We start from the raw sequence: 18,220 nt of genomic DNA on the forward strand, positions 1-18,220 counted from the left end.
GCGTCAGATAGAGAGGTCCGCACGACGTAGCAGTTGGGCGTTGATCGCGACGATGACCGTACTCGCGGACATGAGAAGCGCGCCCACGGCCGGCGTGAGGAGGACGCCAAGCGGCGCGAGGATGCCGGCAGCGAGCGGCAGCGCGAACACGTTGTAGCCGGCCGCCCAGACGAGGTTCTCCTGCATCTTCCGGTAGCTCTTCCGGCTCAGGCGGACCAGATGGACGACGTCGCGCGGATCGTTCTCCACGAGGACGACGTCGGCCGACTCCACGGCGACGTCGGTCCCCGACCCGATGGCGATGCCGACGTCCGCCCGCGTCAGGGCGGGCGCGTCGTTCACGCCGTCGCCGACCATCGCCACCAGCCGCCCCCGGTCCTGTAGCTCGACGATTTTCTCGTCTTTGTCCTCCGGGAGCACTTCGGCGAAGTAGGTGTCGATGTCGAGTTCCTCGGCGACGGCCCGGGCGACGTCCTCGGAGTCGCCGGTCAGCATCGCGACCTCGACGTCCACGTCGTGGAGCGCTTCGATCGCTTCGTGGCTCGCGTCGCGGATCACGTCCGCGAGCGCGACCGCGCCCCGGACCGCCCCGTTCCGGACCAGGTAGACGACGCCCTGCCCGCGGGCCCCCGCCTCGTCCGCGAACGCGTCGATGTCGTCGTCGGGGTCGACGTCGAGGTACCGGAGCAGGTTCGGCCCGCCCACGTGGACCGTCTCGCCGTCCCGAACGTGATCGCCGGCCACGCCGGGGGTCGCGGCGGCTTCCGCCTCGACGGTCGCCCGGACGCCCCGCCCTTCGAGGGCCTCGAACTCCCGGACGCCGGGGACGGAGAGGCCCCGCTCGCGGGCCGCCTCGCGGATCGCCGCCGCGATCACGTGCTCGGAGTCGCCCTCGGCGGCGGCCATCACCGCCAGCAGTTCGTCCTCGTCCCACTCGCCCGTCGTGGCGACGTCGACGACGCCCTGCTCGCCTTCCGTGAGAGTTCCCGTCTTGTCGAAGACGATCGTATCCAGATTGCGCGCTTCCTCCATGGCGATCCGGTCCCGGACGAGCATGCCGTTGTTCGCCGCCATCGTGGTGTTGATCGCGACCACCAGCGGGACCGCGAGGCCGAGCGCGTGCGGGCACGCGATGACCAGTACCGTCACGACGCGCTCGACCGTCGTCAGCCCGAACCCCGCCGCTGCCGTCCACGCGAGGCCCGTGACGATCGCGACCGAGATCGCGACGTAGAACAGCCAGCCGGCGGCTTTGTCGGCCAGCACCTGCGTCCGCGACCGGCTCTGCTGGGCCTCCTCGACCAGCCGCACGATGCCCGACAGCGTCGTCTCGTCGCCGGTCGCGGTGACGCGAACGCGGAGGCTCCCCTCGCGGTTGGTCGTGCCGCCGATGACCTCGTCGCCCGGTTCTTTCTTGACCGGCCGCGACTCGCCGGTGATCAGCGCCTCGCTGACGTTCGACGCGCCCTCCTCGACGACGCCGTCGGCCGGGACGTTCGACCCCGGGCGAACGAGCACGAGGTCGTCGGTTTCGAGGTCGTCGACGCGAACCTCCTCGGTCTCGCCGTCGTCGGTGATGCGCTCGGCCGTCTCGGGCATCAGCGCCGCCAACTCGTCGAGCGCGCCCGACGCCCGCCTGACCGAGCGCATCTCGATCCAGTGGCCCAGCAGGAAGATGACGATCAGCGTGACCAGTTCCCAGAAGAACGTCTCGCCGACGTCGAAGAGGACCGCGAGGACGCTGTAGACGAAGGCGACGGTGATCGCCAGCGAAATCAACATCATCATCCCCGGCTCCCGGCGGCGCGCCTCGACCGTCGCCATCCGGAGGAAGGGGACGCCGCCGTACAGGAAGACCGCGACCCCGAGGACGGGGACGACGAACTCGCTCCCCGGGAACGGCGGCGCGTCGAACCCGACCCACGCCTGAATCGAGGGGCTGTAGAGCAGGACCGGGAGGCTGAGGACGAGGCAGACGAAAAACCGCTTTTTGAACAGTTGCTCGTGGCCCGAGTGGTCGACGTGGGCCTCCCGGGCGTCGCGGTCGCGTCCCGCGTGGGCCTGGTGGGCGTGTTCCTCACGGGCTCTGCGTTCCGCGGCGCGACGCAGGTGCGGTTGCTCGCCCCGATACTGGGAGGCGTCCGCCCGCTCCTCGCGACGGCCGGTATCCGCGGCGGTCAACCCGCAGATCCGACAGCACGGGCAGTCGCGGTCGGTCGGCCGCTCGCCCGCGGTCCGCTCCCGACGGGCGTCGCGTGCGTGGTGTGTCTCCGGTGGATCGCGGTCTGCCATTCGTCCTCCTCGTAGCCGCCCGCGGTCGTCCTCGCGGTTCTCGCGTCGGATTTCGCTACGAGTACCGACAGCGCGGGCGCCCTTGAGTTCACGGTCTGCATCCTACGACTCCCGTCCCCGGGCCGCGTCCGGTGTCCGCGGGCCGGGTCGTCGGTCGGGAAATCCGGGGCGATAAATCCCCTTCCTCACCGCCACCCGATGCTAGTATCCTCCTAGGATATAGATATGATATTAAAAACTAGTTGCCAAGAGCTAATGTCAGTTCCGTCGATGGGTCCCGTACGCCCCTGACACGACGCCAGTACTACCGCCGGCCACGCGGTACGGACTGGGAACGCGGCCCGACGCCGACGCCCCCGTTCGCGGGACGGGAGGACAACTGCGCACCCGATGTTCCGTCTGGGCGTGTGGGGAAGGGTGACGGTTGGAGGCGTCGGGCCCCGACAGCGAGGGTGATCCACGCATGACGCACCTGACAACCCGCATCGTGGTCGTATTGCTCGTGACGGCACTGCTGCTGGGGAGTGTCTCACCGGCGGCGGCGAGCAGCACCGGCGAACCGAACCAATGCGAGTCGAGGGAGGTTCCCTCGTCACCGACCCCGCCGATCAGTTCGGCGACGGCGATTAGCTGTTCGGCCGCGGCGGCGTCGCAGGCCTACTGCGCGTACGGCGGCGCCCTCACGGCCGGGAGCCTGCTGACGCCCGCCGGCCCCGCGGACACCGCGGTCGCGGGCGTCGGAACCGGCGGCGCCTGCACGATCGCGGCCGGCGCGACGGGCGCGTGCGCCATCAGCGCGAGACTGGACGCGGCGCAGGCCGCGGGGGAGACGGGACTCGAAACGTCGGCGAACGCGGCCCTCGACGAAGCCAACTCCTGCGAGGAGTAGGCGAGTGAGGCCGCGGTCGCGTTTTTGTTGGTGTCGGCGGTGGGTTTGGCCGTCGGCAAGGCCCGTTGATTCGGGAGTTTGGATCCACTAAGAAGACCGATCAATCCAACCACCCCGCCAACCTGTAACAGTAGCTATAAGTAACGGTAGAACGACATTTCGCCCGGAAGCCGCTCTCCATCGGCCGCAGGGGGCATGCGCTAAAATGCCCCGGGTGAGTACACACCCGAGACGTGGCTTCCAACCCGAAAGGGTCCGAAAGCCATGTTCGGATTGATTCTACCGAGACATAAACGTCTCGCACGGCCGACGTGTCACGCGGTAACCGAACGCCCGCGGAACCCCGACGGAGGCGTGCGATGAGCGACGAGGCCGCGGAGTCGGGCGAGGAACCTGCCGGCGACGCGCCGTCGAACGCCACCGACGACGAGTCGACCGCCGAGGGCCCCACGCCCTACCACGACGACCTCGCAGGCGCGGACGAACTGGTAGGCGAGTGGCTCCCGCCGGCCTGTCCACACTGTGGCGACCCGGTACAGGGCGTCGTCAGTCGGGGGCCGATGGACCACCGGGCCACGCCCTGCGGCTGTCGGGTCGCCCCCGGCGCGCTGCGCGAGTAGGGACGCCGACGGTCAGTTCCCTCGGTCGACGTCCGCCTCGAACGCGTCCCCGGTCCCGACGAGTTCGAACAGCGACTCGAACCCCTCGTCCTCCGGGAGTTGCTGGCGAACCTGCTCGATTTCGCTCCCGGGGACGACCGCCGCGAGCAGCGCGACGATCGCCCGTGCGTAGTAGACGGCCTCCGAGCGGGCGCTCTCGTCGTCCCCGAGGGCGGCGCGTTCGGCGACCCGGGAGACGAACTCGTCGAAGTCGAACCGCTGGCCGGAGTCGGCCTCGATCAGGTAGCGGTCGATCTCCATCGGGAGCGGCCCCGCGAGGTCGGTCGCCTCGCCTTCCTGGATCCGCTCGCCGAGCGTCGTCAGGACGGCCCGGGTGGCCCGGACCGCCTCGTCCATCCCCGGCAGTTCGAGTCGGTGCTGTACCTCGCCGACGAACTCGTGGTAGTCCATCACCGATCCCACCACGTTCGCGACGAAAAACCGACGGTGTACCGGTCGGCGCGCCCACCTGTCGGCCGCGCGATACCGACGGAGACGTGACCGGCCGCCGTGATCGACGGGGGATGACGGACGCGCACGCGGCGGGGGTCGACTGGGCCGCCGACGTCTGGCTCTGCGGCGAGTACCGGGACGGCGAGTACGCGTCGACGCGCGGCGAGCGGTCGCGGCGAGGGCGCGTGACCGTCGCGGGCCGGGCGTCGATTCCCAGCCGCTGGGCACATCCCTCTGTATTAAGGTGTGGCAGTAACGAACACCCGCGTGTAGGTGAACGCCAATGGGAACTGAAGCACCCTCGGAGCGGACCCTCGAAACGGAACTGTTCGGACGCGCGATTCGGTTCGACTACTCGGAGACGTGGATCGGATACTCGATACTGGGACTCCGGCTGGTGATGGCCTGGGTGTTCCTGCAAGCCGGGATCGAGAAGTTGCTCGATCCCGGCTGGTCGGCAGCGGGCTACATCGACCCACAGAGCGGGTTCGGCGTCACCGGGGCGAACCCGTTCGCGGACTTCTTCGCCGGCCTCGCCGGCTCCGCCGGCTTCGTCGACCCGCTTGTCGTCTACGGGCAACTGGCGATCGGGCTGGCGCTGCTGTTCGGCGTGCTCGTCCGGTTCGCCGTCTTCTGGGGCGCCGTCCAGATGCTGCTGTTCTGGATGGCGAGCCTCCAGGGCGGTCTGGCGGCCGGGCTCCCCGTCGAACACGGCTACGTCGTCAACAGCGACGTGGTCTACCTCCTGTTGCTGTTCGGCCTCGGCGCGGTCGGTGCCGGTCGGATCCTCGGCCTCGACGCCGCGCTCGAGGAGAGCGGCGCCGTCCGGAACAACCCGTGGCTCAGGTACCTCCTGGGCTGAGGGCCCCCGGCCGCGGGACGGTCCGCGCCGGGCGGTCGGCGCACCCGCGATAAGACGGGTCGACCAACTTCTCAGCCGCGCCGTGCGAGCGCGACCAGCGCCAGCGCGACGACCGCGGCCGCGACGCCGAAGCCGGGCATCCGCTCGACGACGGAGCTGCCGGTCTCGCCCGTCGCGTCGTCCGCGTCGGATCCGTCGTCGCCGCTCTCGGCGCCGTCGGTCCCGTCGTCCTCGCTCGCGTCGCCGGATGCCTCGTCGCCGTCGGGACCGTCGCCGCCGGACGCCTCGTCGCCGTCGAGTTGGAGGACGACGACGACCTGTCCGTGGGACTCGTTCGGCCGGTAGGTCCAGCCGCCACCGGCCTCCTCGTAGGGTTCGGCGTCCTCGATCGGGTCGACGTCGGTGTCCCACGTGTCGTGGGCCTGCTGGACGTAGCCGACGACCTCGATCCGGTCGGCGTGTTCGCCCTCGACCTGTGCCTCGCCGTACTCGACCGTGCCGCCGTCCTCCGGGAGGCCGTGGATCTCGATGCAGTGGCTGTCCATGTAGCCGTCGCCCTGACCGAGGTCCTCGGTCGTGCCGAACTGGTCGGCGTCGAGCGGGCGCTCGTAGTGTTCGGTCAGCGGCAACCGGACGGTCATCGGGTCGGCGTGGGAGTGCCACTCGATCTCCTCGCCGGTCGGAACCGTCACCGTCGTGTTCGGGACGCTCTCGCCGACGATCACCTCTCCGGCCTCGTTGCGCAGCGTGACGCAGATCTTCCCGGAGCCCTCACCGAGGTACGGGTTGCGGTACTCGTCGCGCGGGTTCTCGTAGCTGACCCACCGGCCGTCCTCGGCGGCCGCCTCGAAGTAGGGGTCGCCGGGTTCGGGGGCCTCTTCGACGTACTCCTCCTCGGTGACGTTCGTCGCCTGTGCGCCCGCGTCGGCGACGGCAAGCACCGCCAGCGCGCCTACAAGCAGCGCCACCGCGACCGCGATCGGGACGAGGAACCGTAACAGGAACTTGGCGTTTGACATCGGTCGTGTGATCCCACCTGTCCGGGACCGCGACGCGGGGGTACCTATGTATGCGTCGACTACTCGACGGTACGCGGCGGTTACTCGCCGATCCCCGCGCCGTCGGCGCTCGCAGGCGCGCCCCTCAAGCCGCCGGCGGCCGAACGGCCGCCGTGACCGAACTCACCGTCCCGGAAGGGGCCACCGAACGCGAGACCGCGCGACTCGTCGAGGAGTTCGTCGCCGTCGGCGACGAGGTCGAGGTCCGCCGCGAGCGGATCGCCGACGCCGACCGGATCGCGGCCGTCGGCGAGGTGACCGGCTTCGAGGCCGACGAGGAAGGCCGGGGCTACCTCGAAATCGACGGCCACCCGGTCTCACAGCACAGCGTCCGCTACGACGAGATCCGCACGGTTACGAAGATCGACGCGGGGTGAGCGGGACCGACGCCGTCGCTCGCCGGGTAGCGCGTCGAAGAATCGAAAGCCGAGTTACTGAACGCAGAAGCCGTGTTACAGGCGGCTGACGTTGGTCGCGCGGGGGCCCTTCGGGGCCTGTTCGATGTCGAATTCGATCTCCTGTCCTTCTTCGAGGTCCGGGCCGCCAACGTCTTCCATGTGGAAGAACACGTCGTCGTCCGCGTCGTCCGTCGAAATGAAACCGTAACCGCCTGTGTCGTTGAAGAAATCAACGTTGCCTTTCGCCATTGCCTCTAAAGGGACCGGAGCCACACTGATAAGGGTACCGATACGTCGATCGTATCGCCACGGTTACACACGCCACGGGGTCGAGCGGATTCGAGTGCGACCTCGATCATCTCTGAGTCGGGCTCGAATAGCATCGTTTACGTGGGGGCAGCGAGTAGCCCCCCTCCATGAGCCGAACACGCGCGACGCCGACGGTGCCGCAGGTGGCGCTGATCGGGCTGTTCGTCACCGCGCTGGCGACGGCCCAGCTCACCGCTTCGAAAGTGCTGGTGTTCGACCTGCCCCTGTCGCTCCCGGTGACGGGCGCCGAACTCGCACTGCCCGGGGCGGCGCTCGCCTACGCGCTGACGTTCCTCGCGAGCGACTGCTACTCGGAACTGTACGGCCGGAAGGCCGCGCAGGTGGTCGTCAACGTCGCGTTCGCGATGAACTTCGTCGTCCTCCTGCTGGTCTGGTCGACCATCGCGGCCCCGGCCGCAGACCCCGAACTCGCCGCCCAGTTCGAGACCGTCCTCGGCGCGTCGACGAACATCGTCCTCGGGAGCCTGCTCGCGTACGTCGTCAGCCAGAACTGGGACGTGATCGTCTTCCACCGCATCCGCGGGTACACCGACGGCGACCACCTCTGGCTGCGCAACGTCGCCTCGACGGCGAGCAGTCAGGCCATCGACACCGTCATCTTCGTCACGGTCGCCTTCGCCGTCGCCCCCGCCGTCCTCGGCGTCGGCAACGTCGAGTCCACGTCCCTCCTCCTCTCGCTGATCGTCGGCCAGTACCTGCTGAAGCTCCTGATCGCCGTCCTCGACACGCCGGTCGTCTACGCCGTCGTCGCCCTCGTTCGCTCGCGGCGCACGGCCGCGGGCGAGGAGCCCGCGACGGCCTGAACCGGCGACGTCGACCGAAACGGGGAGCGTTTTGTGGCTCGCTCGCGAGGTGCGCGCATGGACGAACGCGTACGCGAACACGCACGGGTGCTGGTCGACTGGAGCGCGCGGGTCGAGGCCGGCGATAACGTCGTGGTGAGCGTCGGTCCCGACGCCCACGAACTCGCGGTCGCCGTGGCCGAGCGACTCGGCGAGCGCGGGGCGAACCTCGTCGCGACCTACGCCGCCGGCGAGGTGACGCGGGCGTACCTGCGCGCCAGTACCGGCGAGTTCGACGAGGACCCCGCCCACGAACTCGCGCTCGCGGAGAACGCGGACGTCTACCTCTCGCTCGGCGGCGGCCGCAACGCGAGCGCCACCGCCGACGTGCCGGGCGAGATCCGGCAGGCTCACCGGAAGGCGCGCACGGGCGTCCGCGAGGCCCGCTACGACAGCCGCTGGGTGTCGACGGCCCACCCCACCCGGTCGCTCGCCCAGCGGGCGAACATGGCCTACGAGGAGTACCGGGAGTTCGCCTACGACGCCATCCTGCGCGACTGGGAGACCCTCGCCGAGGAGATGGCGAAGATGAAGACGGTCCTCGACGACGGCGAGGAGGTACGGCTCGTGGGCGCGGGGACCGACCTCACGATGCGCATCGACGGCCGGACGGCGGTCAACAGCGCCGCCTCGGTCGCCTACGACTCGCACAACCTCCCCAGCGGCGAGGTGTTCACCGCGCCGTACGCGACCGAGGGCGAGGTCACCTTCGACGTCCCGATGACGATCGAGGGCGAGGCCGTCCGGGACGTCCGCCTCGAGTTCGCGGACGGCGAGGTCGTCGCCCACGACGCCGCCCAGGGGGCCGACGTGATCGGCGAGATCCTCGACACCGACGAGGGCGCCCGCCGCCTCGGCGAACTCGGCATCGGCATGAACCGCGGCATCGACCGCTACACGGACAACATCCTCTTCGACGAGAAGATGGGCGACACGGTCCACCTCGCGGTGGGCCGGGCCTACGACGCCTGCCTCCCCGAGGGCGAGACCGGCAACGAGTCGGCCGTCCACACCGACCTGATCACCGACGTCAGCGAGGACTCCCGGCTCGAAGTCGACGGCGAGGTCGTCCAGCGCAACGGCCGGTTCCGGTGGGAAGACGGGTTCGAGGGGTAGGCCGTCCAGCGGACGGCATCCCCTCGCGCGGAACGCGGTACCGCCGCGACCGACGGCGGAGGGTCCTTTAGCCGCGGCGACCAACGTCGACCGTGCGCGACGCGCTCCGGGCGGGCGTCGCCGTCTACAACGACGGCGGCTACCACGCCGCCCACGACGCCTGGGAGGACCGCTGGCTCGACCTCGAACGCGGGACCGACGACGAGCGGCTGCTCCACGGGCTGATCCAGTTCACCGCGGCCGTCCACCACGCCCGCGAGTGCAACTGGGCGGGCGCGGTCGGCCTCGCCGGGAGCGGCCGCGAGTACCTCGACGGCCTGCCCGCCGACTACCGCGACGTCGCCCTCGTCCCCGTCCGCGACTACCTCGACCGCCTCGCGGCCGACCCCGAGGTGATCGAGCGCCGGCCGCCGATCGCGCTCTCCCACGAGGGCGAGCGCCCGCGGCGGGCCGACCTCGGGCCGGAACCGACCGCGCTCGCGGCGGCGGTCCTCGCCGAGGAGTTCGGCTACGACCCGGACCCCGTCGAGCGCGCCGGGGAATACGCGCTCGCGGACCTCGCGGAGGGCCGCGACGACAGTCGCTTCCTGACGCTGCTGTTCGACTTCGTCCGCGACGACGAGAACCGGGGGATCGTCTACCGGCGGCTCTCGGAACACGTCGAGCGGCGGCGGGCGCGCGAGGAGGACGTCGAGGGGCTGTTCTGACCGTCCCGGTTCGTCGATCCTGCCGGATCCCGACCGCGTCCCGCCGAATCGGTTCGTGGCTCGTCGCTGACTCCGGGCCTCGCGCGGTCTAGTCGTTCGGTTCGGAGCGGATGGGGGTCCCATCGGGTCCGAGGACCCACCAGACGCCGTTGCTGCCCTGTCCGCGAACGTCGCCCGGCGCGTCGTCCCGAGCGAAGAGGTACAGCGGCCAGCCGTTGGCCGTCACCTGCGTCTCGCCGGTCTCTCGCTCGAAGGTCCGGAGGTCGGCCGTCACGTCGTCGCCGGCGACGGCCGCGTCGGCGGTGAGCGGCGGCCAGGCATCGGCGCAATCGTCGTAACAGGCACTCTCCGCCGCTCCCTGGGTGTCCTGATCGAACATGTACAGCGTCATTTCGTCCGAGTCGACCAGGATCTCGCCGTACTCGGCGTGATCGCGGATCTGAACGGTCGGCGCTGTCTCGTCGGCTTCGTCATGGTCCGGGAGTTCGTCCGCGAAGCGATCGATATCGGCGAGGACGTCCGCGAACGGCACCGTTCCCCGGTCTCGAACCGTCGCCGGGTCGAGCGCGGGGGCGTCGAGGATCTCCTGTGGCGTCAGCCACGCCCACTCGCAGTCCTCGTTCCCCTCGGTCGTCGCGTTGAGTTCGTGTTCGAGGAACGCCTTGCTAAACGGGGCAAGGAGCGGCGGTTCGTCGCTCCCCTCGAACGTGTCCGCGTACTCCGGCAGGTCGTCCGCGGCGAGGTCGCCGACGACGATTCGCATGCTCATTCCGAGAACGTGGTGTGGACCACAGTACACGTCGTACACGCCCGGTTCGGTGAACTCGTAGAGCCAGGCGCTACCGATGGTGAGCACCGGCGACGAGAAGGGGGGGACTCCGTCGGGCACCCGCTGTTGGAACCCCTGTGCGGGATGATAGGCCGTAATCGTGTGATCGGGAGACAGGGACGTAAACTGCACGACGTCGCCCGCGCTCACGTGAATCCCGACCGGGTCGAAGTGAAAGAAAGGGGGCCGGTCCGGGTTCTCGGGGTCTTCCGGTTCCTCCGTGTGGAGTTCGACTTCGTGGTCCGGGACGAGGCTCTCGGGAATTTCTTCGACGTCGGGCACCGCAAAGCCGTACTGTGGGTCGATTCCCCCCGCGTCGGACCCGCCAGTAGCGGGCGCCGTCGAGACAGCGTGATCGTCGCCGCGAGCAGTTGCGAGACCACTGCCCAGCGAGAGGGCGACTCCCGCACCCAGCGATTTCAGCAACGGTCGCCGCTCGAAGTCGAACCAGTCGGTTATCGGTTCGTCGAACGAGTCGTCGGGTCTCTCGGTCTCTGGTGATCGCATCGTATCACTCCCCCAGTTGCTGCCGCCCGCGTCGAACACGCAAACTCACGGCGGGATATACTGACAGGATCGTTGCATCCCGATAAAATCAGTTACCCAATATGTCGCCCGGTGCAGGTTACAAGCCGGTCCCCGTCGGCCATATCATGGTAATAGTTAACATACTTCGGGCGCGGAGACGAAAATGGCTCGCTGTCGCATAGTTTCGTACAATTAGAGAGAGGAATAAGTAGGCGATTCCTCTCGTTCCCGCCCGCGTTCGGGACAGTTGTCGTCAAAAACCCGACATCGTCCGTGCGAGGACCGGACGAACCGATCGAGGATCGTATTCCGTCGAGACGCCGTATCCGAGAGAGTTCCCGCGTCGTGTCTCTCCCGGTCGCGGGATTCCGGGGCCTACCCGCCGTCAGTCGTGTCGCGCCGAGTTGTCCCGCGGTTCGTAGCCCAGCACCTCGCAGGCGCGCTCTAAGGAGTAGTACTTGCGGTCGTTGTCGGAGATGCCGTAGACGATCTCGTAGCCGTAGTCGGCTTCGAGACAGCGCTCGAACAGGTGCGCACAGTCGCGGTAGGAGAGCCACATCGCCTGCCCGCGCTCGTAGTCGACCGGCGGGTGGCCCTCGGTGAGGTTGCCGATGCGGACGCAAACGACCGGGAGGTCGTGCTCGTCGTGGTAGTAGCGGGCGAGAAGCTCGCCGGCGGCCTTCGAGACGCCGTAGAGGTTACCGGGGCGGGGGAGTTCGGTCCCGTCGAGGCGGAAGTCGTGGTCGGGGCGGTACATCTCGGGCGTGCGCTCGTCGGTCTCGTAGGCGCCGACGGCGTGGTTCGAGGAGGCGAACGCGACCTTCTCGACGCCGACGTCGACGGCGGCCTCGAAGACGGTCTGGGTGCCGTCGATGTTGTTGGTGAGGACGCTGTCCCACGGGGCCTCCGGGCGCGGGTCGCCCGCGAGGTGGATCACGGCGTCGACCCCGTCCATCGCCTCGCGGACGGCGGCCTCGTCGGTGACGTCCGCGACGACGACCTCCCCCGGCAGGTCCTCCGTCGGCGGGTCACGGTCGAGCAAGCGCCACTCGTACTCGTCTGCCAGGTCCGCGAGGATGGCCTCCCCGACGCGCCCCGCGGCTCCCGTGAGCAGGACCGAACGCACCATTCGTTCGGTGGGAAGGGGAGCCCCGATAAGAACCATGCGGTTCGGTTCCTGTCGCATCGCAACGACCTTCCCGCCGGCCGACGAGGGCTCCCCCATGACCGACGACCCGACCGACCCCGAGGTCGCCTGCTTCGAGGCCGGCATCAAGTTCGGCTCGCTGTACCACCAGTTCGCGGGGACGCCCGTCTCGCCCGCGAGCGCCCCCAGTCTCGCGCGCGCGATGGAGGCGGCCATCGAGAACCAGCCACACTGCCGCGAGGTGACCGTCGAGGTGCGGACCGACGAACTGGAGGCCGCGCTGGCCGAGTCCGCGGCCGACTACACCGAGTTGACCGGCCGGTTCCTCGACGTCGAAATCGTCGTCGAGCGCGAGGGCGTCGAGGTCGTCTCCCGGATGGCGATGGAGGACGGCTACCCGCTGATGCGCGTCGCGTCGGTCCGGAACCGATAGACGTTCCTTTCGAAATCCGACGACCGATCCATCGGTACCGACGTTCTTCCCCGGAATTTCACTTTCACTTTCGGGCTACCTTTTAACCTCGACGGCCGTGAACGTGACGGTATGAGCCAAGCGTCACTCGACGACGACGAACTGTTCGGCGAAGCCGCAAGCGAGATGCGCGCCGACGTGGAGGATTCGCTCGAACGGGCCTGGGAGGCGCTCCCGGCGGCCGACGACGTCTGGGAGACCGACGCCGACAACGTCCTCGGCACCCTCAACGGCCTCAAGTCCGCCCTCGACGCGGGCGACGCCGAGGCCCACCTCCGTGACGCCAAGAAGTGGTTCACGATGGGCGAGCGCGCCGGCGCCTTCGAGGACGCCGAGGACCTCGAAGCCGAAATCGCCGACGTCGAGGACGCCATCGCAGACGTCGCCACGGCGGGCGAGCAGGTGAGCGACCTCACCGCGACGATTCCCGGCCTCCGCAACACCCTCGAGAGCGCGGGCCCCGACGAGGACGCGAGCGAGGACGACGCCGACGAGTGACGCCGCGGGTCGGCTTCAGCGGGACGCCGGCCGCGAGACGTCGCGCTCGGCGACCGCCGCAAGCAGTCGCGCCAGCGCCTCGCCCGCCAGTTCGAGCAGTTCGTCGCCCCGGTCGGCGTCGCCCGCGGCCGGGTCGCCGACCACGCCGTTCTCCGTGAACTCCGCCGAGTCGAACGCGAGGTTCGCGTGGCTCACCCACTCGCCCCAGCCGTCGGCGGCGCCCTCGCGGGCCGCCTCGACGCGCTCCTCGCGGACGAGTTCCGGGTGGACCGCGCGCATGAGCGCCGTCTCCAGGGGCCCGCCGTGGCCCATCTCCTCGGCGTGCTCGCCGACGGCCTCGAACCACGTGAACGGCACCGCGTAGGCGTCGTCCCGGCGGGTGATCGTCGCCGCGACCTCCCGCAAGGCGGGGACGTTGCCGCCGTGGCCGTTGACGAGAACGACCCGGTCGAAGCCGTGGGCGGCGAGGCTCGCGACGCTCTCGCGGACGTACGCCCGGAAGGTGTCCGGCGAGACCCACATCGTCCCCGGGAACTGGCGGTGCTCCTCGGCGACGCCGACCGGGATCGCGGGGGCGCGGACGACCTCGCCGTCGTAGCGCTCCAGACCCGCCTCGGCGACCGCCTCCGCGGCGAGGGCGTCGGTCCCGAGCGGCGCGTGCGGGCCGTGCTGTTCGGTGCTGCCGACCGGGAGCACCGCGAGGTCGGTCTCGCAGTCGGCGACGTCGGTCCAGGTGGCCGAAGGGAGGTACATGTCGGCACCGACGCGCGGTCGCGCCTTGTAATCGACGCCTCGCGGTCGCGTTCGTTCCCTCCCGTCCGTCTCGACGCCGCCCACGCGAGGGCAGGCCGAACTGGTAACCGGGCCGCTTCCCTCGGGTCGCGTATGAGCGACGACAACCGCGAACTCGGCGTCGAACTGGGCGACCTGGCGGACAAACTCCGCGAACACGACTACCCGGCGAGTCAGGACGAACTGCTCGAAGCCTACGGCGACGAGGAGGTGGAGATGTCCGAGGAGACGGCGACGTTCGAGGAACTCGTCGGCCCGCTGAACGAGGACGAGTACCGGGACTACGGCGAGGTCGAACAGGCGATCATGAACATGGTCGGCGACGAGGCGATCGGACGCAAGAACTACAGCGACCGGACGCCGCCCGCGCCGGGCGAGGAACGACAGGAGGAGGGCGCGCCCGGCCAGGACGTCGAGGGCGGGAACGAGTCCTTCTAGTCGGTCCGCCGCGCCTGCGTCCGCGCGGTGCGCCGCTGGGCGCGCTCGATGAACTCCTGGGGTAGTTCGTCGATCTCGCCGGCCTGTACGCCCCAGAGGTGGGCGTAGAGACCGTCCTCTTCGAGCAGTTCCTCGTGGGTGCCCCGCTCGACGATCCGTCCGCCCTCGAGGACGACGATCCGGTCGGCGTCCTTGATCGTCGACAGCCGGTGGGCGATGGCGAACGTCGTCCGCTCCTCGGTCAGCCGGTCGATCGAACGCTGGATGAGCATCTCCGTCTCGGTGTCGACGTCGCTGGTCGCCTCGTCGAGCACGAGGACGTCGGGGTCCTTGAGCACCGCGCGAGCGATGGCGACGCGCTGGCGCTGGCCGCCCGAGAGTTTGACGCCGCGCTCGCCGACCATCGTGTCGTAGCCCTCCGGGAGGTTCTGGATGAACTCGTGGGCCTCGGCGGCTTTCGCCGCCTCGACGATCTCCTCGTCGGTCGCGTCGAAGGTGCCGTAGGTGATGTTCTCCTCGACCGTCCCGTAGAAGAGGTACGACTCCTGGCCGACGTACCCCATCGCCCGGCGAAGGCTCGGCAGCGAGACCGCCCGGACGTCCTGACCGTCGATGCGGATCTCGCCCTCGTCGACGTCGTACAGCCGCAAGAGGAGTTTGAGCACCGTCGACTTGCCCGCGCCGGTGGGGCCGACGAGCGCGATCGTCTCGCCGCCGGGTACCTCGAAGGAGACGTCGTCGACGATCGTCTCGCCCGCCTCGTAGCCGAAGCCGACGCCGTCGTACTCGACGCGCCCCTCGTCGATCTCGAGGTCGGGGGCGTCGACGTCGGTCTCGATGCGGCCCTGCTCGTCCATCAGCCCGAAGATGCGCTCGGCGGAGGCCTCGGCCCGCTGGTACATGTTGATCACCTGACCGAACTGGGCCATCGGCCAGACGAGTTGCTGGGTCAGCAGGATGAACGTGACGAACGACCCCGTCGAGAGCGACCCGCTGAACGGCCCCGGCGCGCCGGCGAACACCCAGTAGCCGCCGACGAGGAACGTGAGGACGAAACCGACCCCGGAGATGATCTGCAGGCCGGGGAAGAACTTGATCCGCAGGCGGATCGCCCCCCAGTTCGTGTCGTAGTACTTCCGCGAGACCTCGTCGACCCGCTCGGACTCGTAGGACTCGGTGTTGTCGGCCTTGATCACCTGAATGCCGCCGAGGTTGTTCTCGAGTCGGGAGTTTACCTTCCCGACCGACGAGCGGACGGCGGCGTACTTCGGCTGGATCTTCTTGACGAAGAGGTAGGTGAAGACCGCGATCAGCGGGACCGGCGACATCGCGACGAGCGCGAGTTGCGGGTTGAGCCAGACGAGGATGCCCGCGATGGCAAGCACCATCACCCCGAGGCGGAACGCGGAGTTCAGCCCGTCGTTGAGGAAGCGTTCGAGGCGGTTGACGTCGTTCGAGAGCACCGACATCATCTCGCCGGTCTGCTTGTTCGAGAAGAACTCCATGTCCAGCCGCTGCATCTTGTCGTAGGCGGCGGTCCGGACGTCGTGCTGGATGTCCTGTGCGAACGAGTTGAACCCCCAGTTGCGGACCCAGTGAAACGCCGCGCCGACGAGGAACGAGACGGCGATGAGCACCACCGTGAACGCGAACTGCTCGCCCCGGTCCGTCGGGAGCCAGGCGTCGGGGACGAGCGGGAGCGAGTAGGGTTCGCTCCGCTGGAAGACCGCGTCGATCGCGATCCCGAGCAGTACGGGCGGGATCAGGTCGAGCACCCGGGCGAACACGCTCCCGACGATGCCCGACGTCACGGAGAACCAGTACGGCCGACCGTACTCGAAGAGCAACCGGCGCATCGGGCTGTCGATGTTCTCCCGTTGCTCCTCGAAGGGGTCGTCTTTGTCCCAGTCGACGCTACTCATTACCCGGCCTCAGTGGTGCGGCACCAATAAGTGTTCCCTACGAATCGAAATAGGTCGCTCACGGTGAGGGTCGCCGCGCCGGGGTCAGGATCGCTCGTACTCGATCGCGACCGCGTCGCCGGCTTCGATCCCCCGCTCGTCGGCGTACCCCCGGGGCACTTCGAGCACCCACTTCGCCCGCCCCGAGTACGCGAGGTCCTCGCCGTCCTCGCCGGGGTCGGGCGCCCGGGCGTGGCGAATCGCCGTGATCTCGCCGTCGGCGCCGACGAAGACGACGTCGATGGCGAAGTCCATCTCGCGCATGACGTACGTCCGCTCGTCCTCGCTGCCGTGGACGAACAGCATCCCCTCGCCGTCGGCCAGCGAGTCGTGATCGCTCAGGCCGACGTATCGCTCGACGGGCGTGTCCGCGACCTCGGCGTCGACGACCGCCTTCGTCGTCCCGTCCCCGGCGACGACCGTGACGGTGGCGCGGTCGGCGCTCCACGGCGCCGGCAGGAAGCCGAGGTGGGCCGCGAGCACCGCGACGAGCAGCACGACCCCCACCGAGAGCAGGACGGCCGGGACGCGCTCGAAGGCCATGCCCCCCGCTCCGGCGCCAGAAAGTAAAGGTTATTCGAACGCGCCGGTTTGGTGAGGGTGCGGGCTCGTGGTCTAGCTGGTCATGACGCGGCCTTTACAAGGCCGAGGTCGGTGGTTCGAACCCGCCCGAGCCCATATTTCTGCCGCGAACCACCCGTGAGCGGCAGAGCTCTGACGAGAGTGGCGGATTCGAATCAGGGAGCAGCTTCGCTGCGACCGTGGTTCGAACCCGCCCGAGCCCATATTTCTGCCGCGAACCACCCGTGAGCGGCAGAGCTCTGACGAGAGTGGCGGATTTAAATCCCACGTCACTTGAGCCCGTACTCCGCCAGCCAGCCGTAGAGTTGCTTCTTCGAGCCGTTGCAGAACGTCTCCGCGGCCCGCGTGCGCGAGTACTCCGCGTCGATGCGCGCCAGCAGCGCCGCGAAGTCCTCGCCGTCACGGGCGTGGTCCAGCCAGACGCCGTACTGCCTGTCCGTGACCCGGCAGTCGACGTCGACGCCGTCCCACCCGCGGAGTTCGCGGACGTCCGTCGGCACGTCGGCCGCGAGGACGAGGTCCTGGGCGCACCGACAGCCGAACGGTTCGTCGGCGCCGACCGCGAACACCGCGCGGGGGTACGCCCCGGGCTGGTCGCCCCCCTCGACGGCGGGGACGACGAACGGGTCGCCGCAGTCGACGACCGTCCCGTCCATCCGCGCGTGCCACGCGTGGGGGCAGTCGTCGCTCGCGCGCCAGCGCGTGGCGGCGACGACGTCGGCGGCCTCCGCGACCGCGGCGACGCCGTCGCGACGCGCCTGCGGGATTTCGAGCCCCGAGAGGACGCGGCCGTAGTCGTCGCCGATTTCGGCCGCCCGCCCGCGGACGGTCGCGGCGAGGTCCCCGTCGGCGACCCCACGGAGGAGGTCGCGTAGCTGACGCCGCACGCGCTCCTCGACGAACGCGCCGGCCCTCGCGGTCCGCCGCCGGACCGTCTCCCACGCGTGCGTGCCGGTCACGTCGACGGCGACCGAGAGCACCGCGACGCCGTCGGCGACGGCCGCGTGGCCTTCGAGGGCGTCCGCCAGCCGATCGCAGGTCGCGGCGACGGCCGCGCGAACGGCGTCGCCGGCGGCGTCGTGGACGGCCGCGCGAACGGCGTCGGCGAGGTCGAGCGACGCGACGACCCGGTCGACGGGACGCCCACCGGGTCGACGCCGACCGGCACCGTCGGAGTCCGGCGCGAGCGCGTCCGCGAGGCGTTCGAGTTCGGCGACGATCAGTCGCGACACCTCCTCGCGGAGGTCGGCGACGAGGCGCTCGGTCCCCGGCGGGGCGGCCGGGGCGAGCACGAGGTCGCCGGTCGCGCCGTCCTCGCCCCCGCCGGGGGCGGGAGGTACCGTCGCCGGCAGGTGACTGGACACGGC

The 18,220-nt window shown here is 69.6% G+C and carries 20 protein-coding genes and 1 tRNA gene; 11 read left to right on the forward strand and 10 right to left on the reverse strand.

The window, feature by feature from the left end; genetic code table 11:
• Window positions 1-3: 3 nt before the first annotated feature.
• Window positions 4-2,292 (reverse strand): heavy metal translocating P-type ATPase, encoded by a 2,289-nt coding sequence (locus NKG98_RS11325; protein ID WP_254766028.1) that lies wholly within the window; start codon window positions 2,290-2,292, stop codon window positions 4-6.
• A gap of 463 nt (window positions 2,293-2,755) precedes the next feature.
• Between NKG98_RS11325 and NKG98_RS11330 the strand changes: the two genes are divergently transcribed.
• Together NKG98_RS11330 and NKG98_RS11335 are read left to right on the forward strand one after the other, a co-directional pair.
• Complete coding sequence (locus NKG98_RS11330) at window positions 2,756-3,181, forward strand: hypothetical protein (protein WP_254766029.1); 426 nt, start codon at window positions 2,756-2,758, stop codon at window positions 3,179-3,181.
• Between the two features lie 359 nt (window positions 3,182-3,540).
• The gene (locus NKG98_RS11335) at window positions 3,541-3,801 is read left to right on the forward strand and encodes a hypothetical protein (protein WP_254766030.1); all 261 of its coding nucleotides are present in this window, start codon (window positions 3,541-3,543) and stop codon (window positions 3,799-3,801) included.
• Between the two features lie 12 nt (window positions 3,802-3,813).
• Here the strand turns inward: NKG98_RS11335 and NKG98_RS11340 are convergent, their stop codons facing one another.
• Window positions 3,814-4,251 carry a DUF2267 domain-containing protein gene (locus NKG98_RS11340; RefSeq protein WP_254766031.1) on the reverse strand — a complete coding sequence of 146 codons (438 nt, stop codon included), beginning with the start codon at window positions 4,249-4,251 and terminating at the stop codon, window positions 3,814-3,816.
• Window positions 4,252-4,576: 325 nt separating this feature from the next.
• Between NKG98_RS11340 and NKG98_RS11345 the strand changes: the two genes are divergently transcribed.
• Complete coding sequence (locus NKG98_RS11345; protein ID WP_254766032.1) at window positions 4,577-5,155, forward strand: DoxX family protein; 579 nt, start codon at window positions 4,577-4,579, stop codon at window positions 5,153-5,155.
• Between the two features lie 71 nt (window positions 5,156-5,226).
• On the opposite strand, the gene NKG98_RS11350 is transcribed toward NKG98_RS11345, so the two are convergent.
• Window positions 5,227-6,174, reverse strand: a complete 948-nt coding sequence (locus NKG98_RS11350; protein WP_254766033.1) for a PGF-CTERM sorting domain-containing protein — start codon at window positions 6,172-6,174, stop codon at window positions 5,227-5,229.
• A gap of 152 nt (window positions 6,175-6,326) precedes the next feature.
• Between NKG98_RS11350 and NKG98_RS11355 the strand changes: the two genes are divergently transcribed.
• Window positions 6,327-6,590 carry a hypothetical protein gene (locus NKG98_RS11355; RefSeq protein ID WP_254766034.1) on the forward strand — a complete coding sequence of 88 codons (264 nt, stop codon included), beginning with the start codon at window positions 6,327-6,329 and terminating at the stop codon, window positions 6,588-6,590.
• Between the two features lie 75 nt (window positions 6,591-6,665).
• Here NKG98_RS11355 and NKG98_RS11360 read toward each other — a convergent pair whose 3' ends face one another.
• Complete coding sequence (locus NKG98_RS11360) at window positions 6,666-6,860, reverse strand: cold-shock protein (RefSeq protein WP_254766035.1); 195 nt, start codon at window positions 6,858-6,860, stop codon at window positions 6,666-6,668.
• 167 nt (window positions 6,861-7,027) lie between these two features.
• Here NKG98_RS11360 and NKG98_RS11365 point away from each other — a divergent pair, with 167 nt between their 5' ends.
• The 3 genes from NKG98_RS11365 to NKG98_RS11375 all read left to right on the forward strand — a co-directional run bounded on the left by NKG98_RS11365 (window position 7,028) and on the right by NKG98_RS11375 (window position 9,606).
• Complete coding sequence (locus NKG98_RS11365; protein ID WP_254766036.1) at window positions 7,028-7,744, forward strand: queuosine precursor transporter; 717 nt, start codon at window positions 7,028-7,030, stop codon at window positions 7,742-7,744.
• 57 nt (window positions 7,745-7,801) lie between these two features.
• Window positions 7,802-8,899, forward strand: a complete 1,098-nt coding sequence (locus NKG98_RS11370) for an aminopeptidase (protein WP_254766037.1) — start codon at window positions 7,802-7,804, stop codon at window positions 8,897-8,899.
• 92 nt (window positions 8,900-8,991) lie between these two features.
• A complete protein-coding gene (locus NKG98_RS11375; protein ID WP_254766038.1) occupies window positions 8,992-9,606 on the forward strand; it encodes a DUF309 domain-containing protein in 615 nt (204 codons plus the stop codon).
• Between the two features lie 88 nt (window positions 9,607-9,694).
• Here NKG98_RS11375 and NKG98_RS11380 read toward each other — a convergent pair whose 3' ends face one another.
• Together NKG98_RS11380 and azf are read right to left on the reverse strand one after the other, a co-directional pair.
• On the reverse strand, window positions 9,695-10,942 hold the full coding sequence (locus NKG98_RS11380; protein WP_254766039.1) for a plastocyanin/azurin family copper-binding protein: 1,248 nt from the start codon (window positions 10,940-10,942) through the stop codon (window positions 9,695-9,697).
• 406 nt (window positions 10,943-11,348) lie between these two features.
• Window positions 11,349-12,092 carry an NAD-dependent glucose-6-phosphate dehydrogenase Azf gene (gene azf / locus NKG98_RS11385; RefSeq protein ID WP_254766040.1) on the reverse strand — a complete coding sequence of 248 codons (744 nt, stop codon included), beginning with the start codon at window positions 12,090-12,092 and terminating at the stop codon, window positions 11,349-11,351.
• Between the two features lie 94 nt (window positions 12,093-12,186).
• On the opposite strand from azf, the gene NKG98_RS11390 reads away from it, so the two are divergent.
• Window positions 12,187-12,543, forward strand: a complete 357-nt coding sequence (locus tag NKG98_RS11390) for a dihydroneopterin aldolase family protein (RefSeq protein ID WP_254766041.1) — start codon at window positions 12,187-12,189, stop codon at window positions 12,541-12,543.
• A 111-nt stretch (window positions 12,544-12,654) separates the two neighbouring features.
• Window positions 12,655-13,080, forward strand: a complete 426-nt coding sequence (locus tag NKG98_RS11395; RefSeq protein WP_254766042.1) for a DUF5790 family protein — start codon at window positions 12,655-12,657, stop codon at window positions 13,078-13,080.
• A gap of 15 nt (window positions 13,081-13,095) precedes the next feature.
• On the opposite strand, the gene NKG98_RS11400 is transcribed toward NKG98_RS11395, so the two are convergent.
• A complete protein-coding gene (locus NKG98_RS11400) occupies window positions 13,096-13,833 on the reverse strand; it encodes a creatininase family protein (protein WP_254766043.1) in 738 nt (245 codons plus the stop codon).
• A gap of 132 nt (window positions 13,834-13,965) precedes the next feature.
• On the opposite strand from NKG98_RS11400, the gene NKG98_RS11405 reads away from it, so the two are divergent.
• A complete protein-coding gene (locus NKG98_RS11405; protein WP_254766044.1) occupies window positions 13,966-14,310 on the forward strand; it encodes a DUF5789 family protein in 345 nt (114 codons plus the stop codon).
• On the opposite strand, the gene NKG98_RS11410 is transcribed toward NKG98_RS11405, so the two are convergent.
• Window positions 14,307-16,232 carry an ABC transporter ATP-binding protein gene (locus NKG98_RS11410; protein WP_254766045.1) on the reverse strand — a complete coding sequence of 642 codons (1,926 nt, stop codon included), beginning with the start codon at window positions 16,230-16,232 and terminating at the stop codon, window positions 14,307-14,309. The genes NKG98_RS11405 and NKG98_RS11410 overlap by 4 nt on opposite strands.
• A gap of 84 nt (window positions 16,233-16,316) precedes the next feature.
• Window positions 16,317-16,814 (reverse strand): DUF192 domain-containing protein, encoded by a 498-nt coding sequence (locus NKG98_RS11415; protein ID WP_254766046.1) that lies wholly within the window; start codon window positions 16,812-16,814, stop codon window positions 16,317-16,319.
• Window positions 16,815-16,875: 61 nt separating this feature from the next.
• On the opposite strand from NKG98_RS11415, the gene NKG98_RS11420 reads away from it, so the two are divergent.
• Window positions 16,876-16,949, forward strand: a tRNA-Val gene (locus NKG98_RS11420).
• A gap of 173 nt (window positions 16,950-17,122) precedes the next feature.
• Here the strand turns inward: NKG98_RS11420 and NKG98_RS11425 are convergent.
• Window positions 17,123-18,217 (reverse strand): hypothetical protein, encoded by a 1,095-nt coding sequence (locus NKG98_RS11425; RefSeq protein ID WP_254766047.1) that lies wholly within the window; start codon window positions 18,215-18,217, stop codon window positions 17,123-17,125.
• Between the last annotated feature and the right edge of the window lie 3 nt (window positions 18,218-18,220).

The sequence above is a fragment of the Salinilacihabitans rarus genome (genome assembly GCF_024296665.1).
Taxonomy (GTDB): Archaea; Halobacteriota; Halobacteria; order Halobacteriales; family Natrialbaceae; genus Salinilacihabitans; species Salinilacihabitans rarus.

Coding starts and splice junctions, on each gene's coding strand:
- NKG98_RS11400 (WP_254766043.1), bottom strand. CDS start 13,833: ATGTACCTCCCTTCGGCCACCTGGACCGACGTCGCCGACTGCGAGACC.
- NKG98_RS11345 (WP_254766032.1), top strand. CDS start 4,577: ATGGGAACTGAAGCACCCTCGGAGCGGACCCTCGAAACGGAACTGTTC.
- NKG98_RS11330 (WP_254766029.1), top strand. CDS start 2,756: ATGACGCACCTGACAACCCGCATCGTGGTCGTATTGCTCGTGACGGCA.
- NKG98_RS11360 (WP_254766035.1), bottom strand. CDS start 6,860: ATGGCGAAAGGCAACGTTGATTTCTTCAACGACACAGGCGGTTACGGT.
- NKG98_RS11410 (WP_254766045.1), bottom strand. CDS start 16,232: ATGAGTAGCGTCGACTGGGACAAAGACGACCCCTTCGAGGAGCAACGG.
- NKG98_RS11365 (WP_254766036.1), top strand. CDS start 7,028: ATGAGCCGAACACGCGCGACGCCGACGGTGCCGCAGGTGGCGCTGATC.
- NKG98_RS11340 (WP_254766031.1), bottom strand. CDS start 4,251: ATGGACTACCACGAGTTCGTCGGCGAGGTACAGCACCGACTCGAACTG.
- NKG98_RS11370 (WP_254766037.1), top strand. CDS start 7,802: ATGGACGAACGCGTACGCGAACACGCACGGGTGCTGGTCGACTGGAGC.
- NKG98_RS11390 (WP_254766041.1), top strand. CDS start 12,187: ATGACCGACGACCCGACCGACCCCGAGGTCGCCTGCTTCGAGGCCGGC.
- NKG98_RS11350 (WP_254766033.1), bottom strand. CDS start 6,174: ATGTCAAACGCCAAGTTCCTGTTACGGTTCCTCGTCCCGATCGCGGTC.
- NKG98_RS11325 (WP_254766028.1), bottom strand. CDS start 2,292: ATGGCAGACCGCGATCCACCGGAGACACACCACGCACGCGACGCCCGT.
- NKG98_RS11395 (WP_254766042.1), top strand. CDS start 12,655: ATGAGCCAAGCGTCACTCGACGACGACGAACTGTTCGGCGAAGCCGCA.
- NKG98_RS11405 (WP_254766044.1), top strand. CDS start 13,966: ATGAGCGACGACAACCGCGAACTCGGCGTCGAACTGGGCGACCTGGCG.
- NKG98_RS11380 (WP_254766039.1), bottom strand. CDS start 10,942: ATGCGATCACCAGAGACCGAGAGACCCGACGACTCGTTCGACGAACCG.
- azf (WP_254766040.1), bottom strand. CDS start 12,092: ATGGTGCGTTCGGTCCTGCTCACGGGAGCCGCGGGGCGCGTCGGGGAG.
- NKG98_RS11335 (WP_254766030.1), top strand. CDS start 3,541: ATGAGCGACGAGGCCGCGGAGTCGGGCGAGGAACCTGCCGGCGACGCG.
- NKG98_RS11415 (WP_254766046.1), bottom strand. CDS start 16,814: ATGGCCTTCGAGCGCGTCCCGGCCGTCCTGCTCTCGGTGGGGGTCGTG.